The sequence below is a fragment of the Lysobacter enzymogenes genome (assembly GCF_017168095.1).
In the GTDB taxonomy this organism is placed as follows: Bacteria; Pseudomonadota; Gammaproteobacteria; order Xanthomonadales; family Xanthomonadaceae; genus Lysobacter; species Lysobacter enzymogenes_D.
The window spans coordinates 1-19,608 of sequence record NZ_LXSD01000285.1; the positions used below are offsets into that span (position 1 = coordinate 1).

The 19,608-nt window shown below is 69.4% G+C and carries 19 protein-coding genes and 1 pseudogene; 6 read left to right on the plus strand and 14 right to left on the minus strand.

Features of this window, described 5'->3' with window-relative positions; genetic code table 11:
• Window positions 1–386 (plus strand): HAD-IB family phosphatase (locus tag A7A76_RS08825; protein WP_206410857.1); only part of this gene is annotated, 386 nt, incomplete at its 5' end.
• 48 nt (window positions 387–434) lie between these two features.
• Here A7A76_RS08825 and A7A76_RS08830 read toward each other — a convergent pair.
• The 3 genes from A7A76_RS08830 to A7A76_RS08840 all read right to left on the minus strand — a co-directional run bounded on the left by A7A76_RS08830 (window position 435) and on the right by A7A76_RS08840 (window position 3,727).
• Entirely contained in the window at window positions 435–893 is a 459-nt protein-coding gene (locus A7A76_RS08830; RefSeq protein ID WP_206410858.1) for a hypothetical protein, read from the minus strand.
• Window positions 894–1,207: 314 nt separating this feature from the next.
• The gene (locus A7A76_RS08835; protein WP_206410859.1) at window positions 1,208–2,533 is read right to left on the minus strand and encodes a S41 family peptidase; all 1,326 of its coding nucleotides are present in this window, start codon (window positions 2,531–2,533) and stop codon (window positions 1,208–1,210) included.
• Between the two features lie 69 nt (window positions 2,534–2,602).
• Window positions 2,603–3,727, minus strand: coding sequence for a linear amide C-N hydrolase (locus tag A7A76_RS08840; RefSeq protein ID WP_206410860.1), 1,125 nt, complete (start codon window positions 3,725–3,727; stop codon window positions 2,603–2,605).
• Between the two features lie 437 nt (window positions 3,728–4,164).
• Between A7A76_RS08840 and A7A76_RS08845 the strand changes: the two genes are divergently transcribed.
• A complete protein-coding gene (locus A7A76_RS08845; protein WP_206410861.1) occupies window positions 4,165–5,739 on the plus strand; it encodes a PhoPQ-activated pathogenicity-related family protein in 1,575 nt (524 codons plus the stop codon).
• 41 nt (window positions 5,740–5,780) lie between these two features.
• Window positions 5,781–6,377: a hypothetical protein gene (locus A7A76_RS08850; RefSeq protein WP_206410862.1), complete on the plus strand. Its 597-nt coding sequence runs from the start codon at window positions 5,781–5,783 to the stop codon at window positions 6,375–6,377.
• Window positions 6,378–6,503: 126 nt separating this feature from the next.
• Here A7A76_RS08850 and A7A76_RS08855 read toward each other — a convergent pair whose 3' ends face one another.
• Window positions 6,504–7,439, minus strand: a complete 936-nt coding sequence (locus tag A7A76_RS08855) for a glycoside hydrolase family 19 protein (protein WP_206410863.1) — start codon at window positions 7,437–7,439, stop codon at window positions 6,504–6,506.
• A 423-nt stretch (window positions 7,440–7,862) separates the two neighbouring features.
• On the opposite strand from A7A76_RS08855, the gene A7A76_RS08860 reads away from it, so the two are divergent.
• Together A7A76_RS08860 and A7A76_RS08865 are read left to right on the plus strand one after the other, a co-directional pair.
• Window positions 7,863–8,543 (plus strand): hypothetical protein, encoded by a 681-nt coding sequence (locus A7A76_RS08860; RefSeq protein WP_206410864.1) that lies wholly within the window; start codon window positions 7,863–7,865, stop codon window positions 8,541–8,543.
• A gap of 72 nt (window positions 8,544–8,615) precedes the next feature.
• The gene (locus A7A76_RS08865) at window positions 8,616–8,969 is read left to right on the plus strand and encodes a RidA family protein (RefSeq protein ID WP_206410865.1); all 354 of its coding nucleotides are present in this window, start codon (window positions 8,616–8,618) and stop codon (window positions 8,967–8,969) included.
• Window positions 8,970–9,146: 177 nt separating this feature from the next.
• Here A7A76_RS08865 and A7A76_RS08870 read toward each other — a convergent pair whose 3' ends face one another.
• From A7A76_RS08870 to A7A76_RS08910, 9 genes and pseudogenes are all read right to left on the minus strand, one after another.
• Window positions 9,147–10,394 (minus strand): peptidoglycan-binding domain-containing protein, encoded by a 1,248-nt coding sequence (locus A7A76_RS08870; protein ID WP_206410866.1) that lies wholly within the window; start codon window positions 10,392–10,394, stop codon window positions 9,147–9,149.
• Between the two features lie 50 nt (window positions 10,395–10,444).
• On the minus strand, window positions 10,445–10,885 hold the full coding sequence (locus tag A7A76_RS08875; protein ID WP_206410867.1) for a lysozyme inhibitor LprI family protein: 441 nt from the start codon (window positions 10,883–10,885) through the stop codon (window positions 10,445–10,447).
• Window positions 10,886–10,944: 59 nt separating this feature from the next.
• Window positions 10,945–11,412, minus strand: a complete 468-nt coding sequence (locus tag A7A76_RS08880) for a DUF4189 domain-containing protein (RefSeq protein WP_206410868.1) — start codon at window positions 11,410–11,412, stop codon at window positions 10,945–10,947.
• A gap of 117 nt (window positions 11,413–11,529) precedes the next feature.
• On the minus strand, window positions 11,530–11,997 hold the full coding sequence (locus tag A7A76_RS08885) for a DUF4189 domain-containing protein (protein ID WP_206410869.1): 468 nt from the start codon (window positions 11,995–11,997) through the stop codon (window positions 11,530–11,532).
• Window positions 11,998–12,031: 34 nt separating this feature from the next.
• Entirely contained in the window at window positions 12,032–13,087 is a 1,056-nt protein-coding gene (locus A7A76_RS08890; RefSeq protein ID WP_206410870.1) for a type IV secretion system protein, read from the minus strand.
• A gap of 452 nt (window positions 13,088–13,539) precedes the next feature.
• Window positions 13,540–13,671 (minus strand): annotated as a pseudogene (locus tag A7A76_RS08895) (type IV secretion system protein); the annotation flags it as partial.
• Window positions 13,672–13,723: 52 nt separating this feature from the next.
• Window positions 13,724–14,194 (minus strand): DUF4189 domain-containing protein, encoded by a 471-nt coding sequence (locus A7A76_RS08900; RefSeq protein ID WP_206410872.1) that lies wholly within the window; start codon window positions 14,192–14,194, stop codon window positions 13,724–13,726.
• On the minus strand, window positions 14,191–15,282 hold the full coding sequence (locus A7A76_RS08905; protein ID WP_206410873.1) for a type IV secretion system protein: 1,092 nt from the start codon (window positions 15,280–15,282) through the stop codon (window positions 14,191–14,193). Before A7A76_RS08905 ends, A7A76_RS08900 begins: the two co-directional genes overlap by 4 nt.
• 40 nt (window positions 15,283–15,322) lie before the next feature.
• Complete coding sequence (locus A7A76_RS08910) at window positions 15,323–15,973, minus strand: hypothetical protein (protein WP_343225306.1); 651 nt, start codon at window positions 15,971–15,973, stop codon at window positions 15,323–15,325.
• Window positions 15,974–16,629: 656 nt separating this feature from the next.
• On the opposite strand from A7A76_RS08910, the gene A7A76_RS08915 reads away from it, so the two are divergent.
• The gene (locus tag A7A76_RS08915; RefSeq protein ID WP_206410875.1) at window positions 16,630–18,711 is read left to right on the plus strand and encodes a S8 family serine peptidase; all 2,082 of its coding nucleotides are present in this window, start codon (window positions 16,630–16,632) and stop codon (window positions 18,709–18,711) included.
• 192 nt (window positions 18,712–18,903) lie between these two features.
• Here the strand turns inward: A7A76_RS08915 and A7A76_RS08920 are convergent.
• On the minus strand, window positions 18,904–19,608 hold a 705-nt coding region (locus A7A76_RS08920), incomplete at its 5' end, for a hypothetical protein (protein ID WP_206410876.1).

Here is a 19,608-nt window from a genome sequence, read left to right on the forward strand (position 1 = left end):
AGCGCGACGTGCGCGCGGCCGCCGCGCGGCACTCGCGCGAGGTGGTGGCGCAGGTGCGCCCGCAGGCGCAGGCGCGCATCGACTGGCATCGCCGGCGCGGCGACCGGGTGGTGGTGGTGACCGCGAACCTGGACCTGTTCGTCGCCCACTGGTGCGAGCAGCAGGGCCTGGAATACATCAGCTCGCGCCTGGAAAGCCGCGACGGCGTGCTGACCGGCCGCTATCTCGGCCGCGATTGCTGCAACAAGGAAAAGCCGCGCCGGGTGCGCGAGCGCATCGCGCTGGAGGATTACGCCAGCGTCTACGCCTACGGCGACACGCCCGAGGATCGCGATCTGCTGGCGCTGGCGGACCGGCGTTTCTACCGCTGGCGCGAAGTGGAGTAACGCCGGCAGCAAGGCGTGCGCGGCGTCGGCGCCCGCGCGCCGCCGCGCTCAGAACGGCAGCGGCCAGGCCTGGTTCCAGCCGGCTTTGCCGGCTTTGTCCTGCGCGGCGGTGCCGGGCACGGCGTAGAGCCAGATCTGCGCGTCCTTGCGCAGCCGCTGCAGGTCCGCGGCGAACGCGCCTTCGAAGAAACGGATGGTCTGGCTGCCGTGGATCGGACAGACCGCGACGTGCACTTCCTCGTACTGCGCCAGATCGACCTCGTGCGCGAGCGCGGCGCGGTAGCCGTTCCAGTCGCGATGGCCGCTGAGTTCGTTTTGGTCGGCGCTGCCGACCAGGACCAGCACCGACATGGTGTCGGCCGCTTCGTCGAGCACGTGGGTCTGGCCGGGCCACCACAGCTCGCTGCGGCCGCTCGCGGCCGGCATCGGGCTGGCGCCCTCCAGGATCAGCTGGATCGCGCGTGTCGCCGTGGGGTGCGCGGGTTCGAGGGTGGCGATGACGTACATGGCGGGCTCCGCGGGGTCGCGCTGGTGACAACGCGCGATGGGCGCCGCTGTGAACGCGGCGGCGCGATCGCCGCACCGGCGTGTGCGGCAGCCGAACGCCGCGCGACTCGCGCGCGGCGGACGCTGCGCGAGGCGAAACGAGCGTGCACGCAAAGAGCCCCCTCCCCGCGAGAGGAGGGGGCTGCGCGCGGCGGTGCGGACGTGGGCGAGGTTGGGATGGGTAACCTCAGGGGCTCGGCCGGCGCCGTCGTTGCGCATGGGTTGGAACGCGCGGCCGTCGCGGTTGTGAACCGCGCGCCGCCGGTCCGGCTCGCTCAGCGCCGGTAACGGCTGCCGCCGCCGTCGGCGCGCTGGGTCTGCAGCGCCGCGACCCGGCCGTCGGCGCCGCGTTCGAAGCGCAGGCGCAGGCGCGGGTCGTCGCCGAGGCAGAACAGGTCGGGCTGCAGCGCGATCAACGGCTGGGCCGGGCGGCGGCCGTCGCGCAGCACCAAGTGGCCGTCCTGTTCGTCGATGCGCATGCGCTCGTACTGGCCGAGATAATCGGCCGCGACCATCGCCACCGGCGCCGCCTGCGCGCGCAGCGTCTCCAGCGCCCAGCGCGCTTCCAGCGCACCGGTGCCTGTGCCGCCCGCGGCCAGGATCCGCTGCAGCGCGCGTTCGCGCGCGACGTTCAGCGCCTGCGCCGGCTCGGCGTCGATGTCGGGTTGCACGCCGCGGCCTTCCCAGTTGCCGCCGGTGATCGGGTTGGTCGGCGAGCCGGTGGCGACGAACACCCGGAAGCCCGCGCCCGCGGCGAACTCGTCGCCGGGATTGGCGGCCCCGCCGCTGCGCTCGCCGATCACCGTGGCCCGGCGCGCGGCTTGCAAGGTGTAGGCCAGCGCTTCGGCGGCCGAACCGGTGCGCGCGCTGATCAGCACGTACAGCGGAACCTGCAGGCGCGGCTGCGCATGCCATTGCGCCGGCGCTTCGCTCTGGCTGCGCAGTTCGCCGCCCTCACGCCAGCGGAACAGGTTGTAGATCGGCGCGTTGCGCGGAGTGAACGCGCTGACCAGGTAGCCGACCGACGCCGGCGAGCCGCCGCCGTTGCCGCGCAGATCGAGGATCACCGCGTCGCTGCCGGCGAGCAGGGCCAGCGAGGCGTCGAGCGCGCGCCGGGCCGGGTCGGCGGCGTCGGCGAAGTCGAGATCGGGCAGCTCGCGCAGGTCCAGATAACCCAGGTTGCCCGGCAGCGTTTGCAGCGTGCGCACGCCGTAGTTGTTGCGGCGCGCGGCGTCGGCGTAATCGGCGTCGGGCGCGCCGCGTTCGCGCGCGGCCGGCGGCGGCGAGCGCGCCGGGTCGCGCCATTCGACCCGGAAGTGTTTGTCTTCCTGGCTCAGGCGCTGGCTCAGCGCGGTGGCCAGGTCGCGCGGATCGGCATAGGCGTCGTAGCGGCCGGCGCCGGCCTCGCTGCGCAATCGCGCGGCCAGGCGCGCGGCGCGCTCGGGGTCGTAGAAATTGCGGTCGATGGCTGCGGCGACCTGGTCGACGGTCGCGCGCGGACCCGCCGCCGGCGCGGGCGGCGCGGCGGCGGCGGGCAGGCTCAGGGTCAGCGAAAACAGGACGGCGGCGAACGTACGCAGGCGGCGGCGCGAGAAGTGCATTACGGCTCCGGAATCGGGACGGTCCTGGTGCGTGGATGCGCGCCGGCGCCGCTGCGTCGCAGACGATTGTCACAAGTTCGCGCTGACATCCTGGAACCACGGGCCTTGCGCCGGCATCACCGGCACCGACGGCCAGTCCTTGGCGGCCGTGCTGCCGCCGTTGAAGTCGAGCGCGCTCAGCTGCACGCCGTTCACGGTGGCGTTGAAGGCGGTGTTGAAGTAGTAGGCGATGTGGGTGTGGTCGCGCGCGACCTGCCACATGGTCCAGTCGCCGAGCTGCGCATGCGCGTCCTTCTCGACCAGCGCGGTGCCGTAAGGCGTGGACTGGATCGTGGTCACCAGTTGCAGGGCGACGTTGACGATGGTCTGGGTGCTGCCGGTGGCGCCGTCGAGCGTGGCGGTCGGCAGCCAGCCGTTGCCGTCCTTGGGCAGCTTGGCGAAGCCCTGGCGCAGCATCCACGCTCTGACGAAGCGCGAGACCGAGGTGATGTCGCCCGGCAGCCCGACCAGGCCCGCGCCCACCGGCACGCCGCCGGCCTTGCGCGAGGTGCCGGTGCCGGCCACGCTCAGGTGCGCGTAGTTCTCGATGTTGGTGCGCTGCCAGTCGTAGGTCGGCGCGTTGGTCAGCACGGCGTCGTTGGTGGCGCCGTCGCGATAGTCCGGGCCGTAGACGATGGTCTGGCCGCCGATGCATTCGATCACCGCGGTCAGGCCCTGGCTGTCGGTGGCGATGAAATGCACCGGCAGGTAGGTCGGTGCGCCGGGCTGGGGGCCGACGATGCGCACCTTGGCCATCGCTGCGACCAGCGACGGCACCGAGTCGAACTGGCTCATCACCCAGGCGACGAAATCGTGGAACGCCACCGGCTGCTCGCCGGCGCCGGGCTTTTCGGCGAACTCGCTGCCCGGCAGCCACAGCGCCGCGCAGGACAATCCGGTCTGGTTGATGCCGTCCATGAACATGGTGAATTCGGGAATGGTTTCCGGATCGCACAGGCCGACGAAGCCGTAGCTGCCGACCCACGGCTGCGAGTGGTTCTTGAACACAGGGAACTGCTGCAGCGCCGGGACGCGATACAGGCGGGTGGCGAGCGTGCCGGTCAGTTCCATGCAGCGCGCGGAGATGTGTTGCAGCGCCGGCTGGCCCGCGGCGGCGGGGACGTTGGGGACGGTCAACAGGAAGTTGGTGCACACGGCGGAACTCCTCTTCTGGGTGCGGCGTGATGCGGACGCGCGCAGTCGAGCCGCGCAGGTTCGCGTGTCGGCGTAGGGAAGCGGATGGCGGGGCGCTGGAGTGGCGGGGAAGGCTTCGCACGCGGATCGTCGCGCGCTGCGAAGGCGATGTTGCAAATAACAACGCGGCCGAAACGCACGGCAGGTCAGCGGTTTTGTGACGGTTCGCGCGCTACGGACTATTCGCGCGCGCAGCGCATGCGCAACTGAACGAGCGACGCGATGGCGCCGCGGCATGTCGTCACGCGACGTGCACGCGCGGCCTCGCGCCGCGCGCAGGCGGCGTCCGCGCGAGCGGGCGCACCGCGCGGTCTCACTGCGATGGAGTGACAATCCGCGCAGGCGTCGTGCGGCGGCGCGGTTTATGCTTCGGCCCTCAGCCGCACAGGATGCTCCGCATGGCCCGTTCCCGCTTCGTCCGCGCGCGCGCCGGCTTGCTGCTCGCCGCCGCGCTTGCCGCCGGCTGCGCCGCGCATGCCGCTGCCGTCGAGTCCGCTTCGGTCGAGTCCGCTGCTGCCGCTGCCGTCGCCGCCGCGGCTGCCGCCGATCCGGCCGCGCAACACCGCCCGCTCGATTTCGGCCGCGCCTGGCCCGACTACCGCCAGCGCCAGTCGCGCCTGCCGCTGCGCTACGAGGCGATCGAGCGCGTCCGCCTGGACGGCGCGGAGCGGCGCAGCTATCGCCTGTATTCGCAAAGCTGGCCGGAGACCGGCGGCGCCGAGCCCGCGCAGTGGAGCCACCGCGTCGATCTGTACGTGCCCGACGCCGCGCGGCCGAAGTCCGCGCTGCTGGTGATCAACAACGGCACCAACCGCGGCAACGGCAGCGACCCGCAGCGTCCGCCCGGCGATTTCGACGAAGCGCTGGCGCTGGAAACCGCGCTCGCCACCCAGACCATCGTCGTTTCGGTGTCCGACGTTCCCAATCAATACCTCAGCTTGCCCGGCGAGGCGCCGAAGAAAGAGGACGTGCTGGTCGCGGCCACGTGGCGCCGCTTCCTCGACGACCCCAGCGCCGCCAACGCGACCTTGCCGCTGCACGTGCCGATGGCCGAAAGCGCGGTCAAGGCGATGGATCTGGCCCAGCGCGAACTGGCGCCGTGGCGACTGCGTTCGTTCGTGGTGACCGGCGCGTCCAAGCGCGGCTGGGCCGCGTGGCTGACCGCGATCGGCGATCCGCGCGTCAGCGGCATCGTTTCCTATGTGATCGACATGCGCATCGCGCCGCTGATCGGCCATATCGGCCGCGTCTACGGCGGCGGCTGGCCGATCGCGCTGCAGCCTTATTACCAGGAAGGCATCACCCGGCGTTATCAGGAGCCGGCGTTCGCGCAGCTGATGCAGGTGGAAGATCCGTTCAGCTATTTGCGCGGGCCTTATCGCTCCAGGCTGGCCATTCCCAAATACTTGGTCAGCGCCAGCGGCGACGATTTCTTCCCGCCCGATGCGCAACGCCTGTACGCCGACGACCTGCCCGGCGCGACTGCGCTGCGCGCGGCGCCCAATTCCGATCACGGCGGCATCCGCCGGCATATCCGCGAGACCTTGATTCCGGCCTTGCAGCGCTGGAACCGGCACCAGGCGCTGCCGCAGGTGCAGGCGCGCCTGAGCGAACGCGACGGGCGCCTGAGCTTGCGCGCGCGCGCCTCGGAGCGGCCGGTGTCGGCCAGGCTGTGGCTGGCCGAGAACCCCGATTCGCGCGATTTCCGCTTCGCCTGCGGCGTGCGCTATCGCGGGCAGCCGTTGCCGACCCGGCGCAATGCGGTCGAGGCGGCGCTGGCCAAGCCCGGACGCGGCTGGGCCGCGGCCTTCGTCGAGTTCTCCTTCGCCGACGGCTTCGTCGCCACTTCGCCGGTGTTCGTGTACCCGCAAGGCGAATTTCCGAATCGCCCGCCGGCCAACGGCAGCGGCGCCTGCATCACCTTGCCGCCGCACGCCGCGGCTGCGGCTGCGGCGGCGCCCGCGAACCGGTAGGCTGTCACCGTCCAGGCACGGATCCAGGGAAAGGGAACGGCATGAATCGGGGTTTGTTTCAGGCCGCGCGCGTGCGCGGCGCATGGGTGGCCGCGTCGATCGCGGCGTTGAGCGGCTGCGGCGCGGCCGATGCGCCGCAGGCCGCGTCGAAGGCCGCGTCCGCGCCGGCGAAGGCGTCCGCACCGGCCGCACCGGCGCTCGACTTCGAAGCCTGGGTCGCCGCCAACGCCAGTTGCCAGGGCGACTACATCGCCGATCTGCAGGACGCGCAGTTCGCCCAGCGCCTGCTCGCCAGCGGCGTGCGCGTCAGCGAGGACAGCGGCATCGGCGAGATCGGCGTCGGCGGCGGCACGCTGACCCCGGGCCGGCCGATCCGCCTGCACGGCTTTCCGGTCAAGCAGATCACCTACTACTACGACAGCGGCGCGATGTTCGCGGTGCTGGTCGAGGCCGATGCCGCGCAGGCGCGCGCGGCGGTCGGCGCCAAGCCGCTGCCGCAGGTGTATCGCCCCGATTACAAGGACGGCGTGCCGACCGCGGCGGCGAGCGAAGACGTGCCGATGCCGGACATCCAGTTCGTGCGCGCAGGCAAGCAGCCTGGCACCCAGGAAATCGGCTGCGTAGGCTTCGACGGCTGAGTCGCAGCCCGCAGCGATCCCGCAGGGCCTGCCTGCAGGAGCGGCGCAAGCCGCGACCGCGCCAATCCAACCACGACGCAACCGCAACCCGACCCGGCCGCCGCAGCGGCCGGGCCCGATCCGTGCTCAGCACTCCAGGTTGTTGCCCGTCGGCACGCCCAGGATCGAAGTGAAACTGCGGTAGTTCGCGACCCGGTTGAGCATCTGCTGATGGCCGATGCCGCCGGCGTTGCACTCGATCCCGCCGTTGATCGCGCGGATGGTCTCGCCGAACGCGCGCAGGTTCACCATAGCCTGATGCGGGGTGTTGCTGGCGCCGCCGCGTTGGGTCATCCAGTACCACAGCGCGGTCTGCCACGAGATCGCGGCATTGGTGGCGACCCAGTCTGGGTTGTTGAGCAGGTCCAGACCGAGCGCGTTGCCGGCGGCGGAGTAGTTGTAGTTCCAGCTTAGCTGGATCGGCCCGCGCCCGTAGTACTGCTTGCCGCCGCAGGTGCCGGCCGGCTGGCAGTAATGGTCCCAGTTGGCCTGGTTCTGTTCGCGGATGTGCACCAGCCCGCCGGTCTCGTGGTGGACGTTGGCCAGGAACGCGGCCGCCTCCTGGCGCGCGACGGTGTCGCCGCCGTCCTTGGCGAAGTTCGGATACGAGCGCAGCGCCGCGATCAGGCCGGCGTAGGTGTAGAACGAATTGCGGTTGGGGAACATGCGGTTGAACTGCGCCTCGCTGACCACGAAGCCGCCCGGCGCCGGGCCGCCGTCGTCGCAGGTGGTCGGCTGCCAATACCAGGTGCTGATGGTCGGGTCGGTGCCGTCGCTGCCGTTGCTGCCGACGTTGACCAGCTTGTAGAACTGGCCGTTGGGCGGATAGCGCACGATGGTGCCGAGGGTGTAGTTCACCCCGCGCGTCCATTCGACGTAGTTGCAGGCCGCGGCCGAGACATCGGGCGCGAACGCGGGCTCGGCGGCGGGCGCTTGCGGCGCGGCCAGGACGCTGTGCGCGCACAACAGGCCGAACAGGCCGGCGGCGCGGGCGAGGGCGGTGCGAAGGCGGAGCTTGGGCATGGCGATTCCTCAGGAGTTGGGCGGCTGATTCCCCCCGAGGCGCGCCGCGGCGAACGCGCGGCGCGTGTTGCGATGGTGTCGTTGTTGCTTATCGGTATGCGGCGCGCGCCAAGCCCGCCGCGGCCGGTGCGATATCCGGCCGTCGCCGCGCGCGGCGGCGGAGCGGGCGCGGTGCGATGCGCCTGAGGCCGAATGTAGCGGCGCGATGAAGCTGAATTCGTGCCGCGGTCGCGGAAGCCGCGCGGCGGCGGTCGCGAATCGGCAAGCTGCCGCCGGTATACGCCGCAGGCGCGACCCGCGTCGCATTTGCGCTGCGATGCGACAACCGTTTTACGCCGCGGCGCGGTATAAGGCCGTTTGGGCCCGGCGGCGTCGCCGCCGCGGCCGTTCCGGACCCAGGCCGCGCGGCGGCGAGGTGCAGCGATGAAGCGCAATGCGATCCCGGCGATTCTTGTCTTGACGGCGGCGGCGTTGGCGGGCTGCAGCGGCGGCCGCGACAACGCCGACAACCAGGCGCAGGCCGCGCCGCAGCGCGCCGGCAAGCCGCTGGATCCGGGCGAAACCGCGGCGCGCCTGGTCAAGATGCGCGCGCAGGCGCTCGGCGGCGACCAGCAGGGATTGCAGCAGAACCTGCAGCAGCTCAACCAGGACTTCAACCGCTCGATCAAACTCGCCGACCCGAGCAAGCGCGTGGATCGCGAGAACGCGCGCATCGCCGCGCGCAGCGTCAAGGGCGTGCGCTCGGTGGTGTGGATCGACAACGAAAATCTGTTCGCCATCGTCGGCCACAACGCCGAGCGCAGCTACGACACCGTCGATGCGATCTGCCGCCAGCTCGAACCGCTGGGCGACACGCTGGGCGTGGTGGTCAACCTGCAAAGCGGCGCGGCGCGCACCGGCGACGAGCTGGAGATCCTCAGCCGCAACTGCCAGCTGCCGCCGGGCGAGCGGGCGATGCTGCAGAACAATCGCCAGGTCGACGCGCTGCCGCCGCAGATGCGCGCCCAGCACCGCGCCAACGCCGACGCCGCGCGCCGCACCGAACGTCCGGCAGAGCGCGCCGAAAGCGACCGCATCATCGAGGCCAACACGCCGGAGATGTGAGCGCCGCGGCCGGGGCTGTGCGCGGCCGCGCGATGGGGGGACAATGGCCGCCCCACAGCAGCGAGGTACAGCATGATCCAGCGATTCGACGTAGGCGCGCGCTTGTCGGAAATGGCGGTCCATAACGGCGTGGCCTACCTGGCCGGGCAGGTGCCCGACAGCGAGGAGCTGGACATCGCCGGCCAGACCCGCGAGACCCTGGCCTCGATCGACGCCTTGCTGGCGCGCGCGGGCAGCGACAAGACCCAGATCCTGATGGCGCAGATCTTCCTCGCCGACATGGCCGATTTCGACGGCATGAACGCGGTCTGGGACGCCTGGGTCGAGCCCGGCCACACCCCGCCGCGCGCGACCGTGCAGGCGCCGCTGGCCAATCCCAGGTACCGGGTCGAGATCGTGGTGACTGCGGCGGTGGCGGCGGGCTGAGCCGCGCCGCGTTTCGGGCGTTCGGGCCGCGCAGCTGCGGCCCGGGCGTTCTGGTTCGGATGCTTGTCGCCAGCGTGGCGCGGTGGCGGTGCGAGTGTCGATATCGGTAGCCGCGGCCCGTGTTGCGCCAGTGCAGCGCAGGATCGTGGCGGGGGTGAAGCGGACTTGCCTGCGCGTTCACAGCGATGCGGGTGCGGCCCGCGTCGGCGCGAGGGGCGTCGCCGGCGGCGACGGTGCTCGCGCAGGCGCGTCCTGCTCGAGCGCGCGCGTGGTCTCCTGCAGGGTCTGCGCGACGGCCTGCGCCCTGTCGGCGACCGCGCGGCGGTGCGAAGGGTCGGACGGATCGCCTTCGACCGCGAACAGCCGCCGTCCGTCGGCGCTGGCCACGATGTGGTCGATGCGCTGCAAGCCGCCGATGCGCGCCTCGTAGGCCATCGTCGCGGCCGCGCGTTCCAGCGTATCGCGACGGGCGAAGTCGCCGCCGAGTTTTTCCAGACCGGCCGCGGCTTGCAGGTAGAGCGCATGATCGGGGTGGCCGCGCTCGTCGATGCGCGGGCCGTGCGCCGCCGCCGTGCGCTGCGCGAGCGCCGCGTCCAGCGCGTGCAGCGTGCGCGGATTCAAGCGGCCGTCCGGGTCCAGCTCGTGCGCTTGCTGGAACGCTTTCACGGCTTCGCGGCTGCGCGCGCCGAGGCGGCCGTCGACCTCCAGCGGCCGCCCGTCGCGGTCGCCGATGCCGAGCGCGTTGAGCGCGGCCTGGGCGCGTTCGACTTCGGCCGACGCCGGCGCCCGCGCTTTCTCGCCGCGCACCGGCTCGCGTCCTTCGGCCAGCGCGACCAGATCCTCTTTCTCGTGGCGGGCGCGATTGAGCAGGCCGGTCCACGACTCCGGCGAGCTGCGGAACAAACGCCGGTTGTGCTCGATCTTGTAGTCCTGGATCGCTTCGACGATGTCGCGGTCGGACAATCGCTCCAGCGCATAGTCCGGGCCGAATTTCTGCTTGAGGCCCTTCTCGACGATCGTGGGCGTCAGCGTGCGCAGCTGCACCGCGGTGCTCCACAGCGCGTCCTGCACCGCCGGGCCGCGATCGCTGAGGTCGATGCCGCGGGCCTTGAGCCGGTCGCGCTCGGCTTCGTAATGGCTGCGGCGGATGTAGTCGTGCTGGTCGGCGGCGAAGCCCGGATCGCTGCGCGCGAGTTCCTTCCACTTGGCGTTGAACTCGGGCGTGGCCGCAGTCAGGCCGGCGAACTGCTCGCCGTATCTGGATTGCTGCAAGTACTCGCGCAGCGTGCCGGCGCGCGAGGACAGTTGATAGGCGCCGTAGGACACGCCGCCGTGATCGCCGCGGCCGGTGGAGATCGTCGCCGCGCCGCGGCCGCCGGTTTCGTAGCGCTCGGAGGTGCTGCCGAGCGTCCAGTCCTTGGTCATCTTGCTTGCTCCTGGGTGGCGTTGGGGTCGAACTGCGGGCGCAGCGGCGCTCAGCGCGCGCGGTCGAGCTGCGTCTGCAACTGCGCGGCGCGCTCGGCGGTCTTGCGCACCCGGCAGCCGTCGGCGCCGAGCAACTGGCCCTGGCCGGGCGCGGCGCCGGGATCGCAGTCGCGGTCGCGCCGGGCGATCCAGGCGCGCTGGCGTTCGCGCAGGCGCGCGGCCCCGGCCTTGGGCAGGCTCGCGATCAAGCGGCGGTAGACCTGGTTCAGGCGTCGGTCCTGATAGGCGTATTCGGCATCGATGCAGTCCTGCATCGCCGGCGTGACGCCGCCGCTGGCGTCGAGACAGCGCTGGTACCGCGGCCTCAGCGCGGCGGCGTGCGCAGCTTCGGCTTGCGCCTGCGCGGGCGTGCGGGCGTCGGCGGTGCAGGCGCTCGCGCATACGCAGGCGAGGGCGACGAAGAGCCGCGTAGACAGGTCGGAACGTTTCATGGGCATCGTCTCGGTAGGGGGCGTCGGCTCGCGGTCGGCCGCGCGGATGCGACCCGGCGTCAGAGTTGGCTGCAGGCGCTGTACTTGATCGCGCATTCGCGACTCCCGGCGTAGCCAGCGCAGTCGCTCAGCGCTGCGTCGACGGCTTCGTCGCGACTGGCGCGAACCATCGCCACCGCGGTTGCGCCGTCCGACGCCAAGGCGACGCATTGGTCGCCATAGGCCACAGTCACGCGGCATCGGTCGCCTCCGTTTTCGCGGCAGCGTTTGAGCGCTTCGCGGGTGGCCTGCAGGCGAAAGCGACGCGATTCGGACATGCCCCAATGGCCTTGGCCGTCGCCGGCGATCGCGCCCCAGCGCAGCGCCATCCGCACGGGCGCTGGTTGCTCGGGAATGGGGGCGCAACCCGCGTATCCGTGCCCCCCGGGATTGTTCTGGTAGTAACCAGGCGGGCAGCCACCTTGGGCAGCAGCGCCGCCGGCGATGGCGCAGAAGAGCAGGGCGAAGCGCCAAGGCTGCGTTTTCATTTTTTCCTCATCGCGGTAGGAGCGTGTAGGAGTGCGGCGGTAGGGCCCTATGCGCAGCGTCGGCATCGCACGCGTGGGGCGGCAGTGGGTGAGTGCGTTGCGCCATCTCGAAGAACCTCACAGCTCGCTGCACGCGCTGTACTTGATCGCGCATTCGCCGCCTCGCGCGTGGCCTGCGCAATCTTTCAGTGCGGCAGCCATCGCCTCTTCACGGGTCTGGCGCGCCAACACGGAAGCGGTATTGCTGTCGCTGGCTATGGCTACGCAGCTGTCGCCATACACCTGCGCCAGCCGGCAGCCTTTTCCGCCGCTTTCGCGACATCGCTTGAGCGCTTCGCGCGTGGCCTGCAGGCGGAAGCGGCGCGATTCGGACATGCCCCAGTGGCCGCCGTCGTCGCCGGCGACCGCGCCCCAGCGCAACACCATCTGCACCGGCGGAGGTTGCTCGGGGATAGGGGCGCATCCTATGTATCCGTACCCGCTCAGGTTGCTCTGGTAGTAGCCGGCCGGGCAGCCGCCTTGAGCGGCGGCACAGCCGGCCACAGCGTAGAAGATCGCGGCGAACCGCGACGGCTGCGATTTCATAGCTCCTCTCTGCGCTCAGTGCGTGAGTTGCGGGTCAGTGAAACGGGCGGTCGGGGCGCGATGGCAGTGGAGTACGCGCAGCGCCGGCATCGCGTTCGTAATGGCCGCCACTGGGGGCGGGTAGGCCGGTTCCGCGCGAACTCGGATCGGGCGAAGGCGAGCGCCCGCCGAGTTGGGAGAAGCTGTTGAAACTACCCAAGGTTCCCTGGAAGAACATCGCCGCCGCCGGCGGCACGCTCACCAACAACACCGACATCAGTAGGCCGATGCCCCCCTGCTGCATCGCCTGTGCGGTCAATCCCTCGCCGGCGTCGCCGAGCAGCCCGGCGACCTTGGACAGCCACAGCGCCACCGCGACCTTGGCCAGCAGCTTCATCGTCATCGCCGTGACCACGCTCAAGGTCGCCATCGAGAACAGCGTGCCCAGGCCGTACATCAGCCACTTGCGGAACAGTTCCTTGGTCTGGTCGAAGATCAGGCACAGCACGAACAGCGGCCCGAGGCCGATGAACAAGGCGAGGGTGAACTTGTAGAGCAGCAGCATCGCGCCGGCGACCATCGGCGGGCCGGCGGTGCCCAGCCCGGCGAACAGCAAGGCCTGTTGCTTGCGCGCCCGCAGCGCTTCGTCGCCGTCGGGCACCTGCACCGCGTCGATCGCATTGAGCGCGATCTGCATATAGGCGAGGTTGCGGTCGATGGCGTCGGCGCTGGAGCCGTCCTGGTCGGTGAACAGCGAATGGATCTCGCGATCCAGATCCTGGGTGAAGAAACGATGCAGGTCGGTGCCGGCGAACGACATGCTGGTGGCGATGGCGACGATGAAGGCCACCCGCGCGCCGCCGGCGACCAGGCCCATCATCGGTTCGCGCGACTGGCCGGTGACCATGCGATAGCCGGCGATCAGCAGCCACAGCGTGACCAGCACCTGGGCGATGCCCGCGGCCCAGGCCATCGCCCGGCGCATCAGCGCCAGACCGAAGTGGTCGATCTCGTGGTTGAAATACTCGTTGACCAACTTGAAGAACACGTAGTCGCCGACGCCTTGCGCGTGCGGAATCAGCCAGTCCAGCGATATCGCGATCGGGTGCATGCGTCCGTCCGTTGAGCCGAGCCGACCGGCGCGTCGCGCCGGCGTGCGATCCGGGCGAATTCGGATCGCGTCCTTTCGGGTGGCGATAGTGCGAATTCGAATTGCTTTATGCGATGCAATTAAACCCGCAACTTCGGCGAAATCAAGAGGCAATTTTCAGTTGCGTCCTGGGTGGGCGGCGGCTGTGCCGTCAGGTCAATCGCGCCTTGTCGACGATGTGCAAGGACGGCACATATGCGCGCTCATCAAGAGGGATCGCGAGGCCGTACCCACCGGGGATGCGAAGGAGATAGGGCGAGGGCTCGCGGCGCGCCGTGGCGGCGCCGGACCTGGTTCGCGCAGGGCGCGGAGGAACTGGCGGCGTACCGCAGGGTCAGCAGGGCGGCGGGACCTGGCTGTGTCGTTTGCGTACTTGAACCTTCGGTGCTGGCTGCAGGTTAATCAGCCGCCATCAGCCACTCGCGCAACAAGTTCTTGGTCTGGTCGAACATCAGGCACAGGATGAACAACGGGCCCAGGGCGATGAACAAGACGAGGGTGAACTTGTGGAGCAGCAGCATCGCGCCGGCGACCATCGGAAGACTAGTTATGCGATTCCGACGAACGATGCGACGCGTTCCATGAGAAAGATGTGAGTCATCGAACCCGCTTGGGGAGACTGCAACCCGAGTAGTGCTCTGTGCAGTTCGTATCGCCGGCACTTCTGCAGCGATCGATTCCGTCGGAGACTGATTGATCCAGGGTGCCGGCGCTCTGGACGAAAAATAATCTGTCGCCGGATATCAAGCTTGCGCACTGGTCGTGGTAAGCGAGCTTGATCTTGCAATTGATTCCGCCGTCTTGTTTGCACTGCTTAAGAGCGGTTTTCTCCGCGACCTTTCTTGAGTCAGCTTCGGTCGATGTGCCGAGGGCTGCGTTGGCGCCGTCGGTTGCAATAGCGCCCCACTGTGTTTTCCAGTTCGGGCCGGACTGGCCGGGAGCGGCAGACGTCTGCACGCATCCTTCCCAGCCGTTGCCCTTTTGCAGGACGCTGCCGGGAGGGCAGGCCGAGGCCAGTCCTGAAAACAGCCCGGTGCACATGAAGATCGCTACGAGGGTGTATTTCATCTGCTTCTCCCGATTTCATCGTGCTTCTTGATGCGGTCTTGGTTTCCTGCTTCTTGATTGGTCGGCATGCGATTGTTGTATGAGCTCGACTCTGCAGGGGGACGTTCTGTATTGGTGTTCGTGTTTATGGCTTTCTGCTCGTTGGATTGATTCTTCTGTGGATTCGTGAACGCCGAGCTATAGCTAAAACTCCCCACCGTCCCCTGAAAAAACATGGCCGCCGCCGGCGGCACCGTGACGATGATGGTCGTCATCAGCAGCCCGATCCCGCCTTGCTGCATCGCCTGCATGCCGAGCCCTTCGGTGCCCGTTCCCGGGATCCCGACCGCCTTCGCCACCCACAGCGCCACGGCCACCTTCGCCATCAGCTCCAGCGCCAGCGAGACCACCACGCTGAGCATCGACATCGAGAACAAGGTGCCGATGCCGTACATCAACCACTTGCGGAACAAGTCCTTGGTCTGGTCGAACATCAGGCACAGGATGAACAACGGGCCCAGGCCGATGAACAAGGCGAGGGTGAACTTGTAGAGCAGCAGCATCGCGCCGGCGACCATCGGCGGACTGGCGGTGCCTACGCCGGCGAACAGCAGGGCGCGTTCTTTCTTTTTCTGCAGCTCCGCGTCGTCGTCCGGAACCTGCACCGCATCGATCGCGGTGATCGCCACCTGCATGTAGGCCAGGTTCTTGTCGATCGCATCGGCGCTGGAGCTGCTGTCGTCGGTGAACAACTCGTGCACTTCGCGATCGAGGTCCTTGGTGAAGAACCGGTGCAGGCTGCCGCCGCCGAAGGACATGGTGGTGGCCAGGGCGAGGATGAAGGCCACGCGCGCGGCGTTGGTGACCAGGGCCATCATCGGCTCGCGCGACTGGCCGGTGACGATGCGATAGCCGGCCAGCATGATCCACAGCGTCGCCAGCACCAGCGCGATCTGGCTGGCCCAGGCCATCGTGCGCCGCATCAGCGCGAGGCCGAACTTGTCGATCTTGTGGTCGAAGTAGGTATTGACGAGCTTGAAGTAGAGATAGTCGCCGACGCCTTGCGCCTGCGGGGTCAGCCAATCGTAGAGCTCTGTCGGCAAATGCATGTTCGGTCCGTCGATTCGAAGCGGGGCGGTGGTGGGGCGGTCAGAACGAGAACGCGCTCTTGATCGCCTCGCTCTGGATGATCTTGCCGACCCCGCCCTGGCGCTTGCCCTCCAGCGCGCGCCGCGCCAGCCGCGCCTGGTCCTTCTGCAGCGCGACGATGTAGTCGTCGTAGGCCTTCATCCGCGCCTGCCAGTAGTCCAGGTCCATGCGGGTGCGGACCATGAAGCGCTGGGTTTCGTTGTCGTTGGCGGCGAGTTTGCCCTGGCTTTCGCCGACCTGGCCGCGCTGGCCTTCGACCTGCGAGAACTCGCGGTTGCGCTGGATCAGCTGCTTGAGCATGCGCACCGATTCGTTGTACTTGGCGTTGTCGGCCAGGACCATGCGCTGGCACAGGCGGCGTTGTTCGGCGACGAGGTCGGAGTCGAGTTGCGGGTTGAACGCGCTCATCGCGCCGGCCAGGCCTTCGCGCTTCGCGCCGGGGCAGAGGTCTTCCATGCCGTAGGCGGGGTCGCGTTCGGGGAAGTCGTCGCGCATGTTCGATTGCGCCAGCTGCAACTGCTGGATCTTGATCAGTTGCTGCTTGTAGTGATCGTACTGCTGCGTCCAGCGCGCGGCTTCCTTGCCGTAGACGGTGGCCTTTTCGATCAAGTCCTTGATGGCCAGGCCGAGATTGCCGGGGTCGGTCACCACGAGTTGGGCGTGGGCCGCGGGAGCGAACCATTGGCCGCAGAAAAGCGCGCCCGCCGCGAGTGCCGAGAGCATGCGGGTGCGGGGCTGCGTGCGCGGTAAGGAGGTGGAAGAGGATGGGGTCATTGCCGAGCTTCCTTGTTCAAGTGGCTGCGTTCGAACCGCGACCGGATCGCGCGTTCGCGAGCGAATCAAATCCCAGCAAAAGGCGGAGCGCAACGTAATTTTTCGGCATGGATGCAATCGTGAGGATGTTTTCCTGATGCGATGTGCGTCGCGAATATTCGGCTTGCGCTTCGGATGCGTACATCCGATTTGCAATGGTCGATTCAGGCGCAGAAAAGGTGGAATAGACGAAGCGCACAATCACGCCGCGTCGCAGCCTGAATCGTTGAACGACCGTGCGGAAAACATCTTTTCCGCCGCTGCCGCAGCCGCCGGGCGCGCGTCACTTCGAGGTTCTGTGATCGCCAGCAACAGCCTTATCTGCGCCGCGTTCGTCTGAGCGTGGACGCGGCGCGAACGCGCGCGCAGTGTCGCTTCAGCGTTCCCGCGACGCAGGCAGCCGGGACGCTGCTGTCCGGTGTATCCACGATCGATTCCCCTCCCACGCCGTCCGCACGGACGGCGACGGCCGAACTTTTTCTGGAGATGACCGCATGAACCGTCGCATCACGCTCACGGCGCTGGCCGTGGCCCTGGCTGTGTCTTCCCCGCTGGCCGCCGCACATGCGCAGCCGGCCGCGAACTACGAACTGGATCTGGGCGGCTTGCGCTTCGATCCGCTCAAGCAGCAACCGGTGCAGGCCGCCAGCGTGTGGGGCCGCGCCCGCGCCGACGGCGAGGATTGGCGCCTGGTGCAGTTCCAGGGGCCGGTGCGCCAGGCCTGGCTCGACGAGTTGCGCAGCAAGGGCCTGGAGCCGGTGCAGTACCTGCATCCGTACACCTACATCGTGTGGGGCAAGCGCGATGCGCTGGCGCGCGTGGCCGGGCAGCGCGAGGTGCGCTGGAGCGGCGATTTCCTGCCGGCCTACAAGGTGCTGCCGCAGCTGCGCCAGGCGGCGGCCGCGAAGAACGCCGGCCCGCTCGAGGTGCGCGTGGTCAGCCGCCGCGGCAGCGCCGGCGTGGCCGCGACCCTGGGCAAGATCGGCGCGGCCGACGCCGGCCTGGGCGCGCAGGTCGTCGACCGCGCGCTGCAAAGCCAGACCGTGCGCGTGGCCGCCGACCAGATCGCGCTGCTGGCGCAGGCGCCGGGCGTGTACAGCGTGCAGAGCGTGCCCACCGACGGCGGCCTGCGCGGCGAGATCAGCGGCCAGATCAACGCCGGCAACGTCAACGCCGGCAACCTTGCCGTGCCGGGCTATCTGAGCTACCTCAGCGGCGCGGGCGTCAACGGCGCCGGCGTGACCATCGCCAACGTCGACGGCGGCATCTACCACACCCATCCCGACCTCGCCGCGCGCATGGCCGCGTGCACCGGCACCACTTGCGGCGGCTCGGCCAGCAGCGCGCACGGCACCCATACCGCGGCGATCATGGCCGGCGACGGCGCTTCCAACGTGCGCGCGACCGCGTCCACCGGCAGCTTCCTGCGCGGCCTCGGCGTGGCGCCGGGCGCCAAGCTGGTCGAGCAGGTGTATTCGCCGTTCTTCACCCAGCCCGGCGGCATGTTGCTGCTGATGACCCAGTCGGTGCGCAACAACGCGACCATCTCCGGCAACAGCTGGGGCCCGGCGGGCTCGCCGCGCGGCTACGACGGCGACACCCGCCAGGTCGACGTCGGCGTGCGCGACGCCGACCCGAACGCGCCGGGCGACCAGCCGCTCAACTACGTGCTGTCGTTCATGAACGGCAACGGCGGCACCCAGAGCCAGGGCTCGCCGGACGAGGCCAAGAACACCTTCACCGTCGGTTCGACCAAGGGCCAGAGTTCGGCGACGGTGCAGATCGCGGCGATCAACGACCTGTCCAGCAACACCGCGCACGGCCCCGCGCTCGACGGCCGCCGCATTCCGGGCATCGTCGCGCCGGGCTGTTCGATCGATTCGGCCAACAGCGCCAGCGGCCACGGCCTGATGTGCGGCACCAGCATGGCCTCGCCGCAGGTCGCCGGCGCCAGCGCCTTGTTCACCCAGTACTACCGCAACAAGTTCGCCGGCGCCACGCCGAGCCCGGCGCTGACCCGCGCCGCGTTCACCGCGGTGGCGTTGAACCTGGTCGGCAAGCTCGACGCCGACGGCGGCACCCTGACCACCGCGCCGGACAGCAAGCAGGGCTGGGGGCGGATGCTGATCGATCCGGTGATCAGGCCGGCGCAGACGGTGCAGTACGTCGACCAGACCCACATCTTCAACAACAGCGGCGAGACCTGGACCCGCAGCTACCGCGCCGCCGACGCGAGCAAGCCGGTGCGGATCATGCTGGTGTGGACCGACGCGCCGGGCCACGGCCTGGGCGGCACCACGCCGGCCTGGAACAACAACCTCGACCTGCGGGTGACCTCGGGCGCCAGCACCTTCCTCGGCAATGTGTTCAACGCCAGCGGCTCGTCGATTACCGGCGGCGCGGCGGATGCGCGCAACAACAACGAGGGCGTGTTCCTGCAGCCGGCGCAGCATGGCGGCGGCGCGTTCACCATCGAGGTGCGGGCGACCGACATCAACTCGAATGGCTTACCGAATTCGGGCGACGATACCGATCAGGATTTCGCGTTGGTTTGCTACAACTGCGTGGCGAGTTGAGCGCTGCGTGAGCGGTGTTGGGGTATGGGCGAGGGCGGCTGTGGCCGCCCTCGTTTTTGGGGTTGCGTCGTATGTGCAATGGCGCGGCCGCGGCTTGCGCCGCTCCTACAAGGGCTGCCTGTAGGAGCGGCGCAAGCCGCGACCGCGCCACTGCAACGACGACGCAACCGCCTGTGCGGATCGCCGTCGCGCCTACTTGCTCTCGGGCAACGCGTACGTGCGCTTGACCGGATCGAACTCGACCACCTGCTCGCTGTGCGCGTCCTGGCTGCCGGGCGCGTTGGCGCGCTTGGTCACGCGCAAGGGGAACATCGCCTTGGCGGTGTCGCTGTCGTCGATCGCGATGCTGTATTCGCTGTCCTGGTCGTCCTCGGTGATCTGCGGGATCGCGCTGAGCTCGGCGATCTTGCCGTCGAGCGGCGCGATCAGGCTGTAGTAGGACACCACGGTGCCTTGCCAGACGCCGCCGCTGGCGAATTTCCAGGCCATGGTGCCGGCGCCGATGCGCACCAGCTGCGCGTCGTGGCAGCCGCAGTCGCCGGAACTGCCGAGCGCGAGCTGTCTGTCGCCGGCCAGCAGGGTCCAGCCGCCGTGGCCGTCGGGGCCGAGCACGAAGGCGCCCATCAGGCCGGGTTCGGCGTGGCCGTAGGAATACGCCGGCGCGTCGGCGACGCTGGCGGCGGCGAGGTAGAGGCGGCGCTGGCCCTGCAGTTCGATCAATTGCGGCTCGGCCGCGCGCATGCAGTAGTCGTTGCCGTCCTGGCCGCCGTCGAAGCGGGCGGCGAATTTCCAGCAGCGCTGGGTGGCGTCGAAGGCGTCGCCGTATTGCTGCTTCATCAGCGCGTCGGCGGCGCGCTGGAGCGCGGCGGGGTCGGCGTCCGCGGGTGCGGCGGGCGC